This window comes from Synechococcus sp. A10-1-5-1, assembly GCF_023115425.1.
GTDB lineage: Bacteria > Cyanobacteriota > Cyanobacteriia > PCC-6307 > Cyanobiaceae > Vulcanococcus.
In genome coordinates this window covers 1541520-1559845 of the sequence record NZ_CP096032.1, presented here as the reverse complement: position 1 = coordinate 1559845, position 18326 = coordinate 1541520, and the positions used below count along the sequence as shown (strand labels likewise).

The window sequence follows — 18326 nt, the reverse complement described above, 5'->3', positions numbered from 1 at the left end:
TCAGCTGCGCCAATCCAACCAAGGCAGACCCGGCAGGATCGCCGGGGTGCTGCGGCGATAGCTGAGGTACTCCGGATGGAGCGGGACGAGGAACCGCTCCTCCCGCCGCGCTTTGCCGCCGAGCACCGCGGCCAGGGCCAGAAAGAGCCCGAGATGAAACAGGCTGCCGAGGGCCAAGGCCACGCCGAGCTCACACAGCAAAACGGCTTGATAGAGCGGATGGCGGCAGCGCCCGTAGGCCCCGCTCGTCACCAAGGCCGCACCGGGCTTGGGATCGGGCAAGGGCGTCAGGCTGGGACCCAAACGCCAGAAGGCCTGGGCCGCCAAAGCCAAACCCAGCAGAAAGAGCAGCACACCAGCCAATGCCAGCGGCAAAGGCCAGGCATAGCCCCAGCTCCCAGGGACAGGCCAAGCCGGAAACAGGGTGGCTGCAACCAACAGCAGCTGGGCGAGCAGCCACCACTCCCCGTGGCGGTTGTCGAACCAACCGCCCCAGCTGAACTGCCAACCTCTAAGTGGGGATTTCGGCGAGGGGGTCGAGGTCGGGTCCATCACTCTTTCCAGCCAAGACCAGTCTGAGCAGGATCGGGGCCAAGAAGGTGGTGCCGATCACCATCAGCAAGATCGCCGCCTCAAGCGCCGGACTGAGGAGCTTGGCCTGGGTGCCAAGACCCAGGAAGATCAGGCCCACTTCGCCGCGGGGCATCATCCCCAGACCCACCACCAGACGGTTCGTGGGCTCCTTGGAGAGGAAGGTCCAGCCGGAGACCACCTTGCCCAGGATCGCAACCACCAGCAGGAAGGCAGCGATCACCAGGCCCTCACGGTTCTGTGGGTCCAGGGGATTAAGCACCGACAGATCCATGCCGGTGCCGATCAGAACAAAGAAGATCGTGGCGAAGAGCGCCACCACCGGCTTGACCGCCGCTTCGATGGCGTGGGTGTGGTTTGACTTGCTCAAGATCAAGCCAGCAGCGAAGGCCCCCAGGGCCGCCTCCAGGCCGATAGCCGTGGCGGCAAAGCAGCAGAGGGTCAGCACCACAAACGAGGCCACCACGACATCACCGGGGGCCTTGAGGCGATCAATCAACCAATCGAATCCAGGGGCAGCCGAGCGGCTCAGGCCAATGGCGGCGACAACGAAGACCACGGCCGCGGCCAGCAGTTTGAGGATCGGGCCCAGCTCCAGGCTGCCGCCTCCGGCGATGCTCACCACCACCGCGAGGATGACGATGCCCAGGATGTCGTCCAGAACCGCCGCGCCAATCACGATCTGGCCCTCACGGGAGCGGAGCATCTTGAGCTCGCTGAACACGCTGGCCGTGATGCCGATGCTGGTGGCTGTCATGGCCGCCCCAGCGAAGACCGCGGGGATCACCTCCACGTGGAAGAGCGCCATCAAGCCCGCGGTGCCGAGGGCAAAGGGCACTGCCACGCCGGCGACGGCCACGGTGATCGCTTGGGCCCCAACCGCAACGAGCTCATCCAGGTCGCTCTCGAGACCCGTCAGGAAGAGCAGGGCGAAGAGGCCCAAGGTGGCCACCGCCTGCAGGCTGGGGAAACTTTCGTTGTAAACCTCCCCAACCAGTTGCGGAGGGACATCCGCCAGGGAGCCCATTAACTGCAGAGCCCAATTGGCCACGGCAGCCTGGGTCTCAGGCGGAACGATCAGGTGCAAGCCCGAGGCACCGATGATCACGCCGGCGACCAGCTCACCAAGGATGGTGGGCAACTGCCAGCGCACCAGCAGTTCCGCCAACAGGCGAGCCGCCACGAAAATCACCAGGAAGCGGCCGACCCCGATCAGGGTTTCGACCACTTCGAGCTGATGGGCGCCGATCTCCGGCATAACGGTCGTAAGTGATTCCGCACGAGAGTCTCGCCCGACGGCGTCATTTCCTGTGACCACGGCTACCTTCCGCCCAGGCACAAGCAGCGGAAGCCATGGCCATCGATTCCGCCCATCCCTTGCCAGCAGAGGAGTTTGAGCGACTGAACGCCTGGTGGCGTGCCGCCAACTACCTGGCGGTGGGAATGATCTATCTCCAGGACAACCCGCTGCTGCGGGAGCCACTGAAGCCTGAGCACATCAAAAACCGCCTGCTCGGGCACTGGGGCTCCAGCCCAGGGCAGGCCTTCATCTGGGCCCACGCCAATCGGGTGATCCAGCGCCATGGGCTGAACGCGATCTACCTCTCGGGGCCAGGCCATGGCGCACCGGGGGTGCTCGGCCCCACCTACCTCGATGGCTCCTATTCGGAGATCTATCCGGACAAATCACTGGATGCCGAAGGCCTGAAGCGCTTCTTCAAGCAGTTCTCCTTTCCCGGTCACATCGGCAGCCACTGCACCCCCGAAACCCCGGGATCGATCCATGAAGGGGGAGAACTGGGCTATGTCCTCTCCCACGCCTGCGGCGCGGTCTTCGACAACCCGGAGCTGATCGCCATTGCCTGCGTTGGTGATGGCGAGGCGGAGACAGGGCCTCTCGCCACCAGCTGGCACATCAACAAGTTCCTCAACCCCATCAGCGATGGGGTGGTGCTGCCGGTGCTGCACCTCAACGGCTACAAAATCGCCAACCCGACCCTGCTAGCCCGCATTCCTAAGCAGGAGCTCAGCAGCCTGCTGCGGGGCTACGGCTGGGAGCCGCTGTTTGTCGAAGGCAGCGATCCGCAGGCGATGCATCAAGCGATGGCCTCCGCCATGGATCAGGTCATCAGCCGGCTGCAGGAGATCCGCCAGCACGCCCAGGAGGAAGGCGGCGCCGACCAGGCCAGCCGACCGATCTGGCCGATGATCGTGTTGCGCTCCCCCAAGGGCTGGACAGGGCCTGAAGCGCTCCACGGCCATCGGATTGAAGGGTTCTGGCGTGCCCATCAAGTGCCCCTTCCAAACCCCAAGCAGGATCCCGAGCAACTCCAGCAACTGGAGGCCTGGCTCAAGAGTTATCGCCCCGAGGAACTCTTCAACGAAGAAGGACGACTCCGCCCAGAGCTGCAGGCACTGTCGCCCAGCGGGACCAAGCGCATGGGATCCAACCCCCATGCCAATGGGGGGTTGCTGCGCCACCCCCTGACCCTCCCGGATCGGGAGCGGTATGCAGTGCCGGTCTCCAAACCCGGGGTGAGCCGCCATGGCAACACCGCTGCCCTAGGGGCACTACTGCGGGACGCGATCGCCCAAAACCCAACCAACCTGCGGGTCTTCGGCCCTGACGAAACCGCCTCCAACCGGCTGCAGGCCATCTACGAGTGCAGCAAAAAGGTCTGGATGGCGGAACTGCGGCCCGAAGACAGCGATGGCGGGGAGCTGGCCAGGCAGGGACGGGTCGTGGAGATGCTCAGTGAACACACCTTGGTGGGGATGCTCGAGGGGTATCTCCTGACGGGCCGCTACGGCCTGTTCCACACCTACGAGGCCTTTGCTCACGTGATCGCCTCGATGTTCAACCAGCACGCCAAATGGCTAGAGAGCTGCCGCCACCACGCCCCTTGGCGCGCCGCAATCGCCCCCTGGACCTGCCTGATCTCCTCAACGGTCTGGCGTCAGGACCACAACGGGTTCACCCACCAGGACCCGGGGTTCATTGATCTGACCGGCAACAAGAGCGGCGATGTGGTGCGGGTCTACCTCCCGGCCGATGCCAACTGCCTGCTGGCCGTCGCCGAGGAGGCCTTGGTGGAGCCTGACGTCTGCAACCTGATCGTCAGCGACAAGCAAGAGCACCTGCAGTACCTCTCCCTTGAGCAGGCCAGAACCCATGTCGCGAAGGGCGTCGGCCTCTGGGGCTGGGCCAGCAATGACCACGTCAGTGGGCAGCCAGATGAGCCGGATGTGGTGATGGCCTGCGCCGGTGACATCCCCACCCAGGAGACCCTGGCGGCGGTGGAGATCCTGCGGCGGGAGCTCCCCGAGCTACGGGTCCGGGTCCTGAATGTGGTGAAGCTCTTTGCCCTGACGCAACCGAGCGAACATCCCCATGGCTTAAGCGATCGGGATTTCGACACACTCTTCACCACCAATCGCCCGGTTCTGTTCAACTTCCATGGGTATCCCTGGTTGATCCACCGGTTGACCTACCGGCGCCGCAACCATGCCAATTTCCATGTCCGTGGATACAAGGAAAAAGGCAACATCAACACCCCGCTGGAACTGGCGATGAACAACCAAATCGACCGGTTCAGCTTGGTGATCGATGTGATCGACAGAGTTCCGGGGTTAATGTCCCGCGCTGCTCACATCAAGGAGCAGATGAAGGAATCGATCCTGGCCAATCGCGCTTACGCGCATGAGCACGGGATGGATGCCCCGGAGATCAGCAATTGGCAGTGGAGCACTGCAGTCCCAACCGAGCTGGCCTGATGAAAGAGCAATCGCCGCGTCAACTGCAACTACCCACGCCCGGTTGCTACGCCGATCCCGACCGCAGCGGTTTGGCGGCAGACGATGTGTTCGACGGGATGGCCGAACACCTCTTCTACACGCTGGGCAAACTCGCTCCCACCGCAAGCCGCCACGACCTCTACCTGGCCCTCAGCCACGCAGTTCGCGACCGCTTGATGACCCGCTATCTGGCGGGCAATGAGGCCATGCGGGCCACCCCCACCCGGGTGGTGGCTTACCTCTCAGCGGAATTCCTGATCGGTCCCCAGCTGGGCAACAACCTCTTAATGCTCGGCATCCAGGAGGCGGCCACAGAAGCCCTGCGCCGCTTTGGAATCGACAGCCTCGAAGAGATCCTCGAGGTGGAAGAGGAGCCCGGCCTGGGCAATGGCGGCTTGGGTCGCCTGGCGGCTTGCTACATGGAATCCCTCGCCAGCCTCGAGATCCCCGCGACCGGCTACGGCATTCGCTACGAGTTCGGGATCTTTGACCAGCTGATCCGCGACGGATGGCAGGTGGAGATCACCGACAAATGGCTCAAGGGCGGCTGGCCCTGGGAGATCCCCCACCCGGATCAGGCCTGCTTCGTCGGCTTTGGCGGACGGACGGAGAGCTACCGCGATGAACGCGGCAACTATCGGGTGCGCTGGATCCCCGATGAGCACGCCATCGGTGTGCCCCATGACGTCCCGGTCCTCGGCTACCGGGTCAACACCTGTGACCGCCTGCGCCTTTGGCGAGCCGATGCCAGCGAGAGCTTTGATTTCTACGCCTTCAACATCGGCGACTACTACGGCGCTGTCGAAGAGAAGGTGGGGAGCGAGACCCTCTCCAAGGTCCTCTACCCCAACGACGGCACCGATGAAGGCCGTCGGCTGCGGCTGAAGCAGCAGCACTTCTTCGTGAGCTGCTCCCTTCAGGACATGCTGCGCAGCCTGGACCAACGGGGCATCCCGGTCGAAGAATTCCCCGACCACTGGGCCGTTCAACTGAACGACACCCACCCGGCCATCGCCGTGGCCGAGTTGATGCGTCTGCTGATCGATGACAAGCACCTCACCTGGGAGCAGGCCTGGGACATCACCTGCCGCTCGGTCGCTTACACCAACCACACCCTGCTGCCAGAGGCCCTGGAGAAATGGGGCCTGCCGCTCTTTGGCTCCCTGCTGCCGCGGCACCTGGAGCTGATCTACGAAATCAATCGCCGCTTCCTGCAAAGCGTGCGGCTCCGCTACCCCGGCAATGAGGTGCTGCTGCGCAAGCTCTCCATCATTGATGAGGAAGGCCAAAAAGCTGTGCGCATGGCGAACCTCGCCACCGTGGCATCCCACCACATCAATGGTGTGGCCGCCCTCCACAGCGAGCTGGTGCGCACCAAGTTGTTCCCTGAATTTGCGGAGCTCTGGCCAGAGAAATTCACCAACGTCACCAACGGCGTGACCCCTCGGCGCTGGGTGGCCCTCTCCAATCCCCCGTTGCGCAAGCTCCTGGCCGAAAGCATCGGTGAAGGCTGGGTCTCGGACCTCGATCAGCTCAAGCAACTCGAGCAGTACCAACACGACAGCGGCTTCCTGGAGCGCTGGGAGCAGACAAAACTCGCCAGCAAGCGCCAACTGGCCAACTACATCCACCGCCAAAGCGGACTGCTGGTGGATCCGTCCTCGATGTTTGACGTTCAGGTCAAGCGCATCCACGAGTACAAGCGCCAGCACCTCAACGCCCTACAGGTGATCGCCCAGTACCTGCGGATCAAGAACGGCCAGGCCAAGGACATGGCGCCGCGCACCGTGATCTTTGGCGGCAAGGCGGCCCCGGGTTACTACATGGCCAAGCTGATCATCCGCTTCCTCAACGGGATCGCGGAGACGATCAACGCCGACCCCGACATGGATGGACGGCTGCGGGTGGTCTTCCTCCCGGACTACAACGTAAAGCTCGGGGAACGGGTCTACCCGGCCTCCGACCTCTCCGAGCAGATCTCCACTGCAGGCCTGGAGGCCTCCGGCACCGGCAACATGAAGTTCGCCATGAATGGGGCCCTGACGATCGGCACCCTGGATGGCGCCAACGTGGAAATCCGCGAGCAGGTCGGTCCGGAGAACTTCTTCCTCTTCGGTATGACCGAAACGGAGGTGGCCCAACTCCACAGCGATGGCTACCGCCCGTGGGAGCACATCGCCAAGCTCCCCGAACTGCAGCAGGTGCTGAAGCTGATCGAACAGGGTCACTTCAGCGGCGGTGATGGTGATCTGTTCCGTCCCCTGCTGGAGAACCTGACCGGCCGCGATCCCTTCTGCGTCTTGGCGGACTTCAACGATTACCTGCGAGTTCAGCAACAGGTGAGCCAGGCCTGGGCCGACCGCCATGCCTGGAACCGGATGTCACTGCTGAACACGGCCCGCACCGGCTTCTTCTCCTCCGATCGCTCGATCAAGGAGTACGCCGACCGCATCTGGAAGGCGGAGCCCTTCCCCGTCACGATTACCTGCAACCTCGACGAGTAGGGATCCAGCGTCGCCATGGCGATCCTGGTGCTCAACGTGGGCAGCTCCAGCCTCAAGGCGGCTGTCTTTGACACATCGGGAACCGAGCGACTCTGGAATGCCTCCCGTTCGGGGGTGAAACTCCCCGGGGACTTGGATACATGGCTCGGCCCAGCACTGGCTCCCTGGTGGAGTCAGATCTCGCGAGCTGGCCACCGGGTGGTCCATGGCGGTGAGCGCTTCCGGGCGCCGACACCGATCACCCCCTCGACCCTGCCTGAGCTGGAGGCCTTGAGCCCACTGGCACCGCTGCACAATCCGCCGGCCCTCGCCGCGATTCGGTGGCTGCAGCAGCAGCGGCCCGACCTGCCGCAATGGGCCTGCTTTGACACCGCCTTTCACGCCACCCTGCCGGAGGCGGCCTACAGCTACGCCATCCCCCAAGAGCTGCGGAGCCAGGGCTACCGCCGCTTCGGCTTCCATGGGATCAACCACCAACACGTGTCCCAACTGGCGCCTGGGCCGCGGCTGATCAGCGTTCACCTCGGTGCCGGCTGCTCCGTGGCCGCCATCACCGAAGGCCAATGCATCGACACCTCCATGGGTTTCACACCGATGGAAGGGCTGGTGATGGCCACCCGCAGCGGCTCAATCGACCCAGGCTTACTGCTGGCCCTGCTCCACAACGGCATGGGAGTCAGCGCAGTGGATGACATGCTCAACCACCACAGCGGCCTCGCTGGCCTCTCTGGCCTGAGCGGTGACTGGAAAGAACTGCGAGGGGCGGCCGTTCAAGGGCACAGGGGTGCCCAACTGGCGATTCAGGTCTTCCTGCACCGCCTAAAAGCGGGGATCGCGGCGATGGCTTCCAGCCTGGGGGGTGTCGATCAGATTGCGCTGACAGGGGGAATTGGATCCAATGACAGCGAGCTGCTCGAGCAACTAAAAGACGAGATGTCCTGGCTTGGGACGCCCCAATGGCTTCAGATCGCCGCCGATGAGGAGGGAATGATCGCCAGGCTGATCAGCGATCGGGAAGATCGGGGGTTTGGTGCAACAAGCGGTTCAGACGCAGGCGATCGGCATTGAGCGGATCGGGAGCGAGCTCGCCGGCAATCTCACGGAACTTGTGTTCCACAGGCTCAGGAACGCGCACATCAAAAATCCGCTCCATGAGGGCCTCGATGGAGAAGAGGTGGGCGTTGATGTTCTCGAGATCGTTAACGGCCTGCTGGAGCGCATCGTGGGCCGAAGCTTCCTGGGGAGCGGCGCCAGCAGCGGCCGCGGCAGGGGTGGACTGGGCGTCGGAGTCAGGAGTGGATTTCTGGAGATCCTCAAGGACCCGACCAGCCAGGGTGCGGAATGACTGCAGAGCAGCCCAGCTGAGCTCCTGTTGCTGACGCAGCGTGGGATTCTCCCGAATCAACCGGTCGTGTTCCCGGTAGAACCGCTGACAGTCAGGGCATTGGCAGGGCTCTTCCGGCACCGCGGTCCCTTCGTTGGTCAAATCACATCATGACACCAGGTTGACTCAGAAATAAAGGGAATCTGAATTTGTTGGCTTAGGCCGCCAGAGAATCGCCGGGCTCGCTGGTGTCTTCCGTGGCTCCGGGAATCGGAATCTCAATCGAGCTGACCACCTGGATCACATCGCGCAGGCGCATCGAATCGGCGAACCAGGCCATGGCCTGATCGGTGTCGCCTTCATGGACCGCCTCGTTGGCGCTGTCCTCGTGGGCCTCAGCCAACAGGGCCAACCAGCAGAGGCAGCGGGCCTGGATCACAGAGAGGTCTAGGCCGTCGGGAAGGCTGTTGACGATCCGCTCGCTCTCCTGTTGCACCAGTAGCCGCAGCCTGAGATCATGCAGCTGTGCCATGGCGATGTGGCGATTGCCTACACGCTAGCGGCAGTGGCAACGTCCAGCACGCCACTACCGGTAGCGGTGACTACCCCTGAGCGCATCGAAGACGGGGCTGGCGGGACTCGAACCCACGACCTACGGTTTAGGAAACCGTCGCTCTATCCGGCTGAGCTACAGCCCCCCAGGTCGCCATTATGGGGTTTGAAAGCAGGCGAGGTGATCGCGACCGGGAGACGCCCAAGCCCTCGGGCTGGTGGAACGGACCGGTTGAGGAAAGTCCGGGCTCCCCAATGGCCAGGCTTGCTGGGTAACGCCCAGTGCGGGTGACCGTGAGGAGAGTGCCACAGAAACACACCGCCGATGGCCCCTCGGGGATCAGGCAAGGGTGCAAAGGTGCGGTAAGAGCGCACCAGCAGCATCGAGAGGTGCTGGCTCGGTAAACCCCGGCTGGGAGCAAGGCCTAGGAACAAGGGTTGGCCATGACACCCGTTCCGCTTTTCTTGCGCCGCTTGAGGCCACCGGTAACGGTGGTCCCAGACAGATGATCGCCCCCTTTCTTCGGAGAGGAGAACAGAACCCGGCTTACGTCCTGCTTTCACCCCAATGAACGCTGAACGCCACGCCCAATTGCTGCAGTTCCTTGAAGGTCTGGGGCTCACCCCCCAGGCCGGCATGGACCTCAAGCGACTGGATGAGGCCCTCACCCACACCTCCGCCGGGCTCAGCGTCAACCACGAAAAACTGGAATTTCTTGGGGACGCCGTGCTGCGGCTGGCGGCCTCGGAATTCCTCGAGCAGCACTACCCCAACTTGAGCGTTGGGCAGAGCTCTGCTTTGCGGGCCCAACTGGTCAGCGACCGCTGGCTTGCAGAACTCGGCCAGGCGGTGGGGATCGACGCCGTCTTACGCATGGGTCCAACGGCAGCAGGAGATGCCAGTGCCCAGGCCACTCTGAGGGCCGAAGCATGTGAAGCCTGCATCGGGGCGCTCTATCGCATCTGGGGCGACCTCAGGCCGGTGCTGCTTTGGCTGACCCCCCACTGGCAAAGAACCGCAAAGGATTTTGAAGCCGATCCCCACCTGCACAACTGGAAATCAGCGCTGCAGGAATGGAGCCAGGGCCAAAAACGCGGCCTGCCGGATTACCGCTGCCAAGAGATCAGTCAGATCCACGCCGATCCACGGCGCTTCCACTGCCGAGTGAACCTGGAAGAGAAGACCCTGGGCGATGGCTGGGGCAGGTCCCGCCGGCAGGCCGAACAGGAGGCAGCCCGCGCTGCACTGGCCAGCCTCAGGCTTGCTCGAGGATCTTGAGGGGCATGGTGACGAGCTTGTCCCAGTTACCGCCTTCAAACAGCACAGCAGCGTTGCTACCGCTGATGCGCTGCACAAAGCCCTGATAGCCGTTGTAGATGGAGCGCCCATCACGCACCACCACGGTGGAGCCGGGCAGGATCGGCAGGGAATCAGCCATAGGAAGGCCCAGTCGCCCGATCATTATCGAGGCTGAGGTGTGGCCCTTGGGCTGATGGAGCAACAACCCGAGCTGCTGGTGGTCGGAAAGATCGTTGCCGCCCAAGGCCTGCGCGGCGAACTGCGCGTCAATCCCCTCAGCGATTTCCCCGAACGCTTCACCAAGGCCGGACCCCGCTGGATGCGCGCTCCAGCCCAAAAGCGTGGACCCGCAGCGGAACCTCAAGAAATTCAGCTGCTCTCAGGCCGGCAACTTCCTGGCAAGGAGCTGTTTGTCATCAGGATCGAGGGCATCAACGACCGCAGCAGCGCTGAAGCCTGCGTCGGCCAGGAACTCCTGGTCCCCAGCGATCAGCGCCCGAAACTCGCCCGAGGTGAATTCCACCTGCTGGATCTGGTGGGCCTGGAGGTGCGGCTCCTGGAGACGGGCACCCCCATCGGGCAGGTGCAAGATCTGCTCCATGCGGGCAACGACCTATTGGAGGTGCAACTCGACGGCAAAAAGCAGCCCCTCTGGATCCCCTTTGTCGAATCGATTGTTCCCCGGGTGGAGCTCCAGGAGGGCTGGATCGGCATCACCCCACCGCCTGGGTTACTGGAGTTGGCCGAGCCCAACAAAGCCGAACCCGAGAACGAAACAGAGGACGGACAGAGCTAAACCAGCACCAAGCCAGCAAGCAAAGCTGACGGGCTTGGTTTGAAATGGTGTGCAAGAGGAGTGCACTCCATGGCGGCCCTGGTTCCAGTCATTCTTTGCGGTGGGACTGGAACCCGCCTCTGGCCCCTATCAAGGGCCAGTTATCCCAAGCAGTATTGGGCCCTGGCGGGCCAAGGCGAGGAAACCCTGCTGCAGCAGACCCAGCAGCGGCTGGAGGGCATCGCTGATCTCCAGCCGCCGCTGCTGATCTGCAACGAAGACCACCGTTTCATCGTGGCCGAGCAGATGCGCCAGATCGGCGTGGAGCCCTCGGCCATCCTGCTGGAGCCCATGGGACGGAACACTGCTCCGGCCGTGGCCATTGCCGCCCTGCAGGCCATGGCCGCTGGCGATGACCCGCTGCTGCTTGTGCTGGCCGCCGACCACGTCATTCGCGATGGCGCCGCCTTCCGCAGCGCGGTCCAAGCGGGAGTCCAGGCCGCAGAAGCGGGGCAACTGGTGACCTTCGGGATCGTCCCCACCGCCCCCGAGACTGGCTACGGCTACATCGAAGCCTCTCAACCGCTGGGGGATGCGGGCACCCCTGTGCCGATCGCCCGGTTCGTGGAGAAGCCCGACCGCGCCACCGCCGAAGGCTTTCTGGCCACCGGCCGCTTCACCTGGAACAGCGGCATGTTCCTGTTCAAGGCCAGCGTGATCCTGGCGGAACTGGAGCGGCTCGCCCCTGAGGTGGTCCAGGCCTGCCGCAATGCCCTCGCCCAAGGCGGCTCGGACCTGAACTTCCAACGCCTCGAGAAGGACGCCTTTGCCCAGTGCCCCAACGTCGCCGTCGACGTGGCCGTGATGGAACGAACCGACCGCGGTGCCGTGCTGCCGCTGCAGGCTGGTTGGAGCGATGTCGGCAGCTGGAGCGCCCTCTGGGAAACCGCCGATCAGGACGAGCAGGGCAACGTGCTGCGGGGCCGGGTCATCAGCGAGAACAGCCGCAACTGCTACCTGCGCAGTGAGCACCGCTTGGTGGTGGGCCTGGGCGTCGAGGACCTGGTGGTGGTGGAAACCAATGACGTGGTGCTCGTCGCCAAAAGGGATCAGGCCCAGAACGTCAAAAGCATCGTCGGGCTGCTCGAGCAAAGCGGCGCACCGGAGAGCAAGGCCCACCGCAAGATCTACCGGCCCTGGGGCGCCTACGACGGCATCACCGAAGGCGACCGCTGGCAGGTGAAGCGCATCAGCGTGAACCCCGGAGCCTCGCTCTCGCTGCAGATGCACCACCACCGGGCTGAGCACTGGATCGTGGTGCAAGGCACCGCCGTCGTCGAGAAGGACGGCATTGAGGAGTTGGTGGGCGAGAACCAGAGCACCTACATCCCCCTGGGCTGCAAACACCGGCTCTCAAACCCGGGCAAGATCCCCGTCGAGATGATTGAGGTCCAGAGCGGCCCCTACTTGGGCGAAGACGACATCGTCCGCTTCGAGGACCTCTACGGGCGCAGCGCTTAAGGCGCTACTCCACCGTCACGCTCTTGGCGAGATTGCGGGGCTGATCCACATCCAGCCCCCGGTGGGCTGCGATGTGATAGCTGAGCAGCTGCATCGGCACGACCGTCAGCAGCGGACTCAGGAGCTCGTCCACCTCCGGCACGGGCAGCAGGGTGTCGAACAGCTCAGCGTCCGGGCAATTCGGGGCAACCCCCACCAACTGGGCATCCCGCGCCTTGGCCTCCTGGGCATTGCTGAGCACCTTGTCGAAGACAGTGCCGGGAACCGCGATCGAAACCACAGGCACCCGAGCGTCCAAGAGGGCGATCGGGCCGTGCTTCATCTCACCGGCGGGATAGCCCTCGGCATGGATGTAGCTGATCTCCTTGAGCTTCAGGGCCCCCTCGAGGGCAATCGGGTAGTTGATGCCCCGTCCCAGGAAGATCACATCCTGGGTCTCAGCGAACAGGTGGGCCATTTGCTCGCAGCGGCTGTCGTGGTCATCCACCAGGCTCCGGAGCTGTTCAGGCAGCCCCCGTAGCCCAGCGATCAGCTGCTGCACGGCCTCAGCGCCAAGGACCCCAGGCCGGCCTGAGCGGCGCTCGGCAAAGGCGATGGCCAAGCCGTAGAAGGCCAGCAGCTGGCCAAGGAAGGTCTTGGTGGCCGCCACACCCACCTCAATGCCCGCGCCGATGTCGAGGATTTGATCGACCATCCGGCCCAGGGAACTTTCAGGGCGGTTGGTGATCCCCAGCAGGCGGGGCGCGAAGGCCGGATCGGCAACGGCACGGCGACGCTCCTGCTCCATTGCAAGGGCCGCCAGAGTGTCGGCCGTTTCACCCGACTGGGTCACCCCGATGGTGAGGGTGTTCGCCGCGAGCGGGGGCGGGGCATAGCGGAATTCGCTGGCGTAATAGACGCTGGTGGGGATCCCGGCCAACTGTTCCAGGAGATAGGCCCCCACCAAAGCGGCATGGCGACTGGTGCCGCAGGCAAGCACCTGGATGCGCTCGATTCCTTCGAAGACGCTCTCATCGAGGGGCAGAGCAACCCGAGCTGAGGAATCCGGGAGATGGCGCGCGACCCAAAGCGCTGCGGTCTCGGGCTGCTCATGGATCTCCTTGAGCATGAAGTGGCGGAAGCTGCGCTTATCCGCCACGTGGTCGCTGCCGCTCAGGAGCGTGGGCGCCCGCTGAACCCGAGCTCCGGCCTCGTCATAGAGCTCAATGCCAAGGGGGGTCAGCAGGGCAACTTCCCCGTCTTCCATCGGCAGGATGGTGCGGGTGAATCCGGCCAGGGCAGGGGTATCACTGGCGCAGAGAAATTCCCCTTCGCCTAGGCCAATGAGCAAGGGCGCTGCCTTGCGGGCCACCACAAGGGCACCGGGGAGGGCCGCCCAAACCACCGCCAAGGCATAGGCCCCGTGCAGGCGCGGCAGGACTGCCTGAACGGCCTGAAGCAACAGCTGAGGTGAGGCGCTCTGGCCCGATGCCTCCAGGCGATCGAGCTCTTGGCTCAAGAGGTGAGGGATGACCTCGGTGTCGGTGTCTGAGCGGAAGACCACACCGGTGGCCTGGAGCTCTTCACGCAAGCTCCGGTAGTTCTCGATGATCCCGTTCTGAACCACCGCCAAACGGCGCGGACCGTCGAGGTGCGGGTGGGCGTTGCGCTCCTCTGGCTTGCCATGGGTCGCCCAGCGGGTATGGCCAATGCCGCACTGCCCCTGGGCACCTTGGGCATCAAAACGAGCCGTGAGGTTGGCAAGCTTGCCCTCGGCACGCAGACAGGTGAGGCCGGAGTCCTCAGCAACCGTGGCGATGCCGGCTGAGTCATAGCCCCGATATTCGAGCTGACGCAGACCCTCCAACAGGAGCGGTGCCGCCTCGCGCGAACCAATCACCGCAACGATGCCGCACATAGCGCCTGGAACCAATAAAAAAGCCCGGCTGGGCCGGGCTTGAGCTTATGGGAGCTGGGCTTAGTAAGCCAGGCCCATGGAGCGGGTGGTTTCGTCTCCCAGGTAGACGCGAATGGAGAGGAAATCGGTGGGGCAAGCGGTCTCACAGCGCTTGCAACCAACACAATCCTCGGTGCGGGGGGAGGAGGCAATCTGACCGGCCTTACAGCCATCCCAGGGCACCATCTCGAGAACATCGAGAGGGCATGCCCGAACGCACTGGGTGCAGCCGATGCAGGTGTCGTAAATCTTGACAGCGTGGGACATGTCGTCTCTGGACGCGACGCCCAAAGTACTCATGCCTAACGGGATCCAACTCACGGACCCCGGCGGCCGTCACCCTTGTTCATACGCGTTTCGGGAATCCGCCCTACCCGTAGGATGCGGCGTCCGACACTCCGGCCATGTCCCAGGAAGCGATCTTCGAGAAAGTCCGCTCGATCGTTGTTGAGCAGCTGAGCGTTGATGCCGGCGAGGTCAAGCCTGAATCCAACTTCCAGAACGATCTGGGCGCTGACTCACTCGACACCGTTGAACTCGTGATGGCCCTGGAAGAGGCCTTCGATATTGAGATCCCCGACGAAGCCGCTGAAGGCATCGCCACCGTTGGCGACGCCGTCAAATACATCCAGGACAAGCAGGCCTGAGGAAGAAATTGATGGTGGAGGGTCTCCGCCGCGTCGTCGTCACCGGCCTTGGCGCGGTCACACCGATTGGTAATGACGTCACTTCCTACTGGGAAGGACTGAGCAGTGGTCGTAACGGGGTGGCACCGATCACCCTGTTTGACGCTTCTGCCCATGCCTGCCGTTTTGCGGCTGAGGTGAAGGATTTCAATCCCTCCGCCTACATCGAGCCGAAAGAAAGCAAGCGTTGGGACCGGTTCTGTCAGTTCGGGGTCGTTGCCGCCAAACAGGCAGTGGCCCAAGCCGGATTGACCATTGACGAGCGCAACGCGCACCGCATCGGAACGGCAATCGGTTCTGGCGTGGGCGGGCTACTGATGATGGAGACCCAAGCCCACGTGCTGGCTGACAAGGGTCCATCGCGCGTGAGCCCCTTCACGGTTCCAATGATGATCCCGAACATGGCCACAGGCCTGACGGCCATCGCCATTGGTGCCAAGGGCCCCAGCACCGCCGTAGCCACCGCCTGTGCCGCAGGCTCCAATGCAATTGGCGATGCCTTCCGCCTGATCCAGCTGGGTCAAGCCGAAGCCATGGTTTGCGGTGGTGCCGAATCGGCCATTACCCCCCTTGGGGTCGCTGGCTTCGCCAGTGCCAAGGCACTGTCGTTCCGCAACGACGATCCGGCGACGGCCAGCCGACCCTTTGATGCGGAACGGGACGGCTTCGTCATCGGAGAAGGAGCGGGTGTGCTCGTCCTCGAAAGCCTGGAGCATGCCCAAGCCCGCGGCGCCAACATCCTCGCAGAGGTTGTGGGCTATGGCATGACCTGCGATGCGCACCACATCACCTCACCCACCCCAGGAGGTGTGGGTGGTGCTGAGGCGATGCGCCTGGCCCTAGAAGACGCCCGCATCGAGGCTGATGCGGTCGATTACGTCAACGCCCACGGCACCAGCACCCCGGCCAACGACTCCAACGAGTCCTCGGCCATCCAATCCTCGCTTGGGGAACGGGCGAAGCAGATTCCTGTGAGCTCGACCAAGTCGATGACGGGTCACCTCTTGGGCGGCAGCGGCGGCATTGAAGCCGTTGCTGCGGTCCTGGCGATTGGCCACAACGTGGTCCCGCCTACGATCAACTACCAAAATCCGGATCCTGCCTGTGATCTGGATGTCGTTCCCAATCAGGCCCGGGAACACAAACTGAACGTGGTGCTCTCGAATTCCTTTGGGTTCGGCGGCCACAACGTTTGCCTGGCGTTCCGCCGGTTCAACTAACCCGCGGTCTCCCCGCCCGTACACCCTTCCCTTACCCGTAACCCATGGTCGTCGCTCCCGCTTCCGTCGACACGCTTTGCGTCAACAGCATCCGCTTCCTGGCCGTCGACGCGATCAACAAGAGCAACTCCGGTCACCCCGGACTGCCCATGGGTTGCGCTCCCATGGCCTACACGCTGTGGGACAAGTTCCTCAAGCACAACCCCAAGAACCCCAAGTGGTTCAACCGTGACCGCTTCGTGCTGTCTGCCGGCCACGGCTGCATGCTGCTCTACGCGCTGCTGCACCTGAGCGGCTACGACTCGGTCACGATCGAGGACATCAAGCAATTCCGCCAGTGGGGCTCCAAGACCCCTGGTCACCCTGAAACCTTCGAGACCGCCGGCGTCGAAGTGACCACCGGTCCTCTGGGTCAGGGCATCGCCAACGCCGTCGGCCTGGCCATGGCCGAGGCACACCTGGCCGCCAAGTTCAACAAGCCCGACTGCACGCTCGTCGATCACACCACCTACGTGATCATGGGCGACGGCTGCCACCAGGAAGGTGTCAGCGGTGAAGCCGCCTCCCTGGCCGGTCACCTGGGCCTGGGCAAGCTGATCGCCCTCTACGACGACAACCACATCACCATCGACGGAAACACCAACGTTTCCTTCACCGAGGATGTGCTGAAGCGCTACGAGGCCTACGGCTGGCACACCATCCACGTCACCGACGGCAACACCGACCTGGGCGCCATTGCCAAGGCGATTGAAGAAGCCAAGGCCGTCACCGATCGTCCTTCGATGATCAAGGTGACCACCACCATCGGCTACGGATCACCCAATAAAGCCAACACCGCGGGTGTGCACGGTGCGGCTCTGGGCGCTGACGAAGCCGCTCTGACCCGCCAGAACCTGGGCTGGGACTACGGCGAATTCGAAGTTCCCCAGGAGTCCTACGACCAGTGGCGCAAGGCGATTGAGCGTGGCGCTGCCGCCGAAGCCGCCTGGAACGCAACTCTGGCCGACTACCGCAGCAAGTACCCCACTGAAGCGGCCCAGTTCGAACGCCAGCTGCGCGGCGAGCTGCCCCAGGGATGGGACGCCAACCTGCCGAGCTACACCGCTGATGACAAGGGTGTGGCGACCCGGATGCATTCCTATAACTGCCTGAATGCCATTGGCCCCAACCTGCCTGAGTTGATCGGCGGCTCCGCTGACCTGACCCACTCCAACCTCACCGACATCAAGGGTGAGGCCGGTTTCCAGAAGGGTGCTGAAGGCAACCGCTACCTGCACTTCGGCGTGCGCGAGCACGCCATGGGCGCCATCCTCAACGGCCTCGCCTATCACGGCAGCGGCCTGGTTCCCTACGGCGGCACCTTCTGCGTCTTCGCTGGCTACATGGTGGGCGCCATGCGTCTGTCCGCCCTGAGCGAGCTGGGCGTGATCTACGTCCTGACCCACGACTCCATCGGTCTGGGTGAAGACGGCCCCACCCACCAGCCGATCGAGACCCTGGCCAGCCTGCGTTCGATCCCGAACATGCTGGTGATCCGCCCTGGTGACGGCAACGAAACCAGCGGTGCCTACAAGGTGGCCGTGGCCAACCGCCACCGCCCCACCGTGATGTTCCTCAGCCGTCAGGCGATGGCCAACCAGGCCAATTCGAAGGCTGAGCACGTCGCCAAGGGTGGCTACATCCTTGAGGACAGCAATGGAACCCCTGATCTGATCCTGATCGGCACCGGTACCGAGCTCGACCTCTGCGTCAAGGCTGCTGCCCAGCTGCGCGCTGAAGGCAAGAACGTCCGCGTCGTCTCCATGCCCTGCGTGGAGCTGTTCGAAGAGCAGGACGCGGCCTACCGCGAAAGCGTGCTGCCCGCCGCCTGCCGCAAGCGCCTGGTGGTGGAAGCCTCCAGCAGCTTCGGCTGGCACAAGTACACCGGCTTCGAAGGCGACACCGTCTCCATCGACCGCTTCGGTGCTTCCGCTCCTGGCCCCCTGCTAATGGAGAAGTTCGGCTTCACCGTCGACAACGTCGTCGCCAAGGCCAAGGCCCTGGGTTGAACCCCAAGATCAAAGCGTTGATCGCTTCCGAGCCCCGCCAATGGCGGGGCTTTTTTGTATCCACTCAACCGCGT

At 63.7% G+C, this 18326-nt stretch carries 16 protein-coding genes, 1 tRNA gene and 1 other RNA gene; 10 read left to right on the top strand and 8 right to left on the bottom strand.

Translation table 11 applies throughout. From position 1 onward, the window contains the following. On the bottom strand, positions 1-552 hold the full coding sequence (locus MY494_RS08355) for an isoprenylcysteine carboxylmethyltransferase family protein (protein ID WP_247909796.1): 552 nt from the start codon (positions 550-552) through the stop codon (positions 1-3). Further along, the gene (locus MY494_RS08350; RefSeq protein WP_247909795.1) at positions 512-1849 is read right to left on the bottom strand and encodes a cation:proton antiporter; all 1338 of its coding nucleotides are present in this window, start codon (positions 1847-1849) and stop codon (positions 512-514) included. Before MY494_RS08350 ends, MY494_RS08355 begins: the two co-directional genes overlap by 41 nt. Positions 1850-1944: 95 nt before the next feature. Here MY494_RS08350 and MY494_RS08345 point away from each other — a divergent pair, with 95 nt between their 5' ends. Genes MY494_RS08345 through MY494_RS08335 form a run of 3 tightly spaced genes read left to right on the top strand, consistent with a single transcriptional unit; the run spans position 1945 to position 7958 of the window. Beyond that, a complete protein-coding gene (locus MY494_RS08345) occupies positions 1945-4365 on the top strand; it encodes a phosphoketolase (RefSeq protein WP_247909794.1) in 2421 nt (806 codons plus the stop codon). Then, on the top strand, positions 4365-6890 hold the full coding sequence (locus tag MY494_RS08340; protein ID WP_247909792.1) for a glycogen/starch/alpha-glucan phosphorylase: 2526 nt from the start codon (positions 4365-4367) through the stop codon (positions 6888-6890). Before MY494_RS08345 ends, MY494_RS08340 begins: the two co-directional genes overlap by 1 nt. A gap of 15 nt (positions 6891-6905) precedes the next feature. Beyond that, on the top strand, positions 6906-7958 hold the full coding sequence (locus MY494_RS08335) for an acetate/propionate family kinase (protein WP_247909790.1): 1053 nt from the start codon (positions 6906-6908) through the stop codon (positions 7956-7958). Here the strand turns inward: MY494_RS08335 and MY494_RS08330 are convergent. The 3 genes from MY494_RS08330 to MY494_RS08320 form a co-directional block, all read right to left on the bottom strand. Beyond that, on the bottom strand, positions 7894-8355 hold the full coding sequence (locus tag MY494_RS08330) for a hypothetical protein (RefSeq protein WP_247912002.1): 462 nt from the start codon (positions 8353-8355) through the stop codon (positions 7894-7896). The genes MY494_RS08335 and MY494_RS08330 overlap by 65 nt on opposite strands. Before the next feature lie 76 nt (positions 8356-8431). Continuing rightward, positions 8432-8746 (bottom strand): hypothetical protein, encoded by a 315-nt coding sequence (locus MY494_RS08325; protein ID WP_247909789.1) that lies wholly within the window; start codon positions 8744-8746, stop codon positions 8432-8434. Between the two features lie 92 nt (positions 8747-8838). After that, a tRNA-Arg gene (locus tag MY494_RS08320) sits at positions 8839-8912 on the bottom strand. Between the two features lie 22 nt (positions 8913-8934). Here MY494_RS08320 and rnpB point away from each other — a divergent pair. Both rnpB and rnc read left to right on the top strand, forming a co-directional pair. Next, an RNA gene (gene rnpB / locus MY494_RS08315) (RNase P RNA component class A) lies at positions 8935-9332 on the top strand. 2 nt (positions 9333-9334) lie between these two features. Continuing rightward, complete coding sequence (gene rnc, locus MY494_RS08310; protein WP_247909787.1) at positions 9335-10045, top strand: ribonuclease III; 711 nt, start codon at positions 9335-9337, stop codon at positions 10043-10045. On the opposite strand, the gene MY494_RS08305 is transcribed toward rnc, so the two are convergent. Beyond that, positions 10023-10205 carry an NAD(P)H dehydrogenase subunit NdhS gene (locus MY494_RS08305; protein WP_010314017.1) on the bottom strand — a complete coding sequence of 61 codons (183 nt, stop codon included), beginning with the start codon at positions 10203-10205 and terminating at the stop codon, positions 10023-10025. The two genes, rnc and MY494_RS08305, sit on opposite strands and share 23 nt — an antisense overlap. Positions 10206-10259: 54 nt before the next feature. Here MY494_RS08305 and rimM point away from each other — a divergent pair, with 54 nt between their 5' ends. Both rimM and MY494_RS08295 read left to right on the top strand, forming a co-directional pair. Next, entirely contained in the window at positions 10260-10862 is a 603-nt protein-coding gene (gene rimM / locus MY494_RS08300; protein WP_247909785.1) for a ribosome maturation factor RimM, read from the top strand. 69 nt (positions 10863-10931) lie between these two features. Continuing rightward, complete coding sequence (locus MY494_RS08295) at positions 10932-12362, top strand: mannose-1-phosphate guanylyltransferase/mannose-6-phosphate isomerase (protein ID WP_247909784.1); 1431 nt, start codon at positions 10932-10934, stop codon at positions 12360-12362. A 4-nt stretch (positions 12363-12366) separates the two neighbouring features. On the opposite strand, the gene glmS is transcribed toward MY494_RS08295, so the two are convergent. Together glmS and psaC are read right to left on the bottom strand one after the other, a co-directional pair. Then, complete coding sequence (gene glmS, locus MY494_RS08290; RefSeq protein ID WP_247912001.1) at positions 12367-14259, bottom strand: glutamine--fructose-6-phosphate transaminase (isomerizing); 1893 nt, start codon at positions 14257-14259, stop codon at positions 12367-12369. 60 nt (positions 14260-14319) lie between these two features. Continuing rightward, positions 14320-14565: a photosystem I iron-sulfur center protein PsaC gene (gene psaC / locus MY494_RS08285; protein ID WP_006850103.1), complete on the bottom strand. Its 246-nt coding sequence runs from the start codon at positions 14563-14565 to the stop codon at positions 14320-14322. A gap of 137 nt (positions 14566-14702) precedes the next feature. On the opposite strand from psaC, the gene acpP reads away from it, so the two are divergent. Genes acpP through tkt form a run of 3 tightly spaced genes read left to right on the top strand, consistent with a single transcriptional unit; the run spans position 14703 to position 18252 of the window. After that, positions 14703-14945, top strand: a complete 243-nt coding sequence (acpP, locus tag MY494_RS08280; RefSeq protein WP_010312348.1) for an acyl carrier protein — start codon at positions 14703-14705, stop codon at positions 14943-14945. A gap of 11 nt (positions 14946-14956) precedes the next feature. After that, a complete protein-coding gene (fabF, locus tag MY494_RS08275; RefSeq protein WP_247909782.1) occupies positions 14957-16204 on the top strand; it encodes a beta-ketoacyl-ACP synthase II in 1248 nt (415 codons plus the stop codon). Between the two features lie 44 nt (positions 16205-16248). Then, positions 16249-18252, top strand: coding sequence for a transketolase (gene tkt, locus MY494_RS08270; RefSeq protein ID WP_247909780.1), 2004 nt, complete (start codon positions 16249-16251; stop codon positions 18250-18252). Positions 18253-18326: the final 74 nt, after the last annotated feature.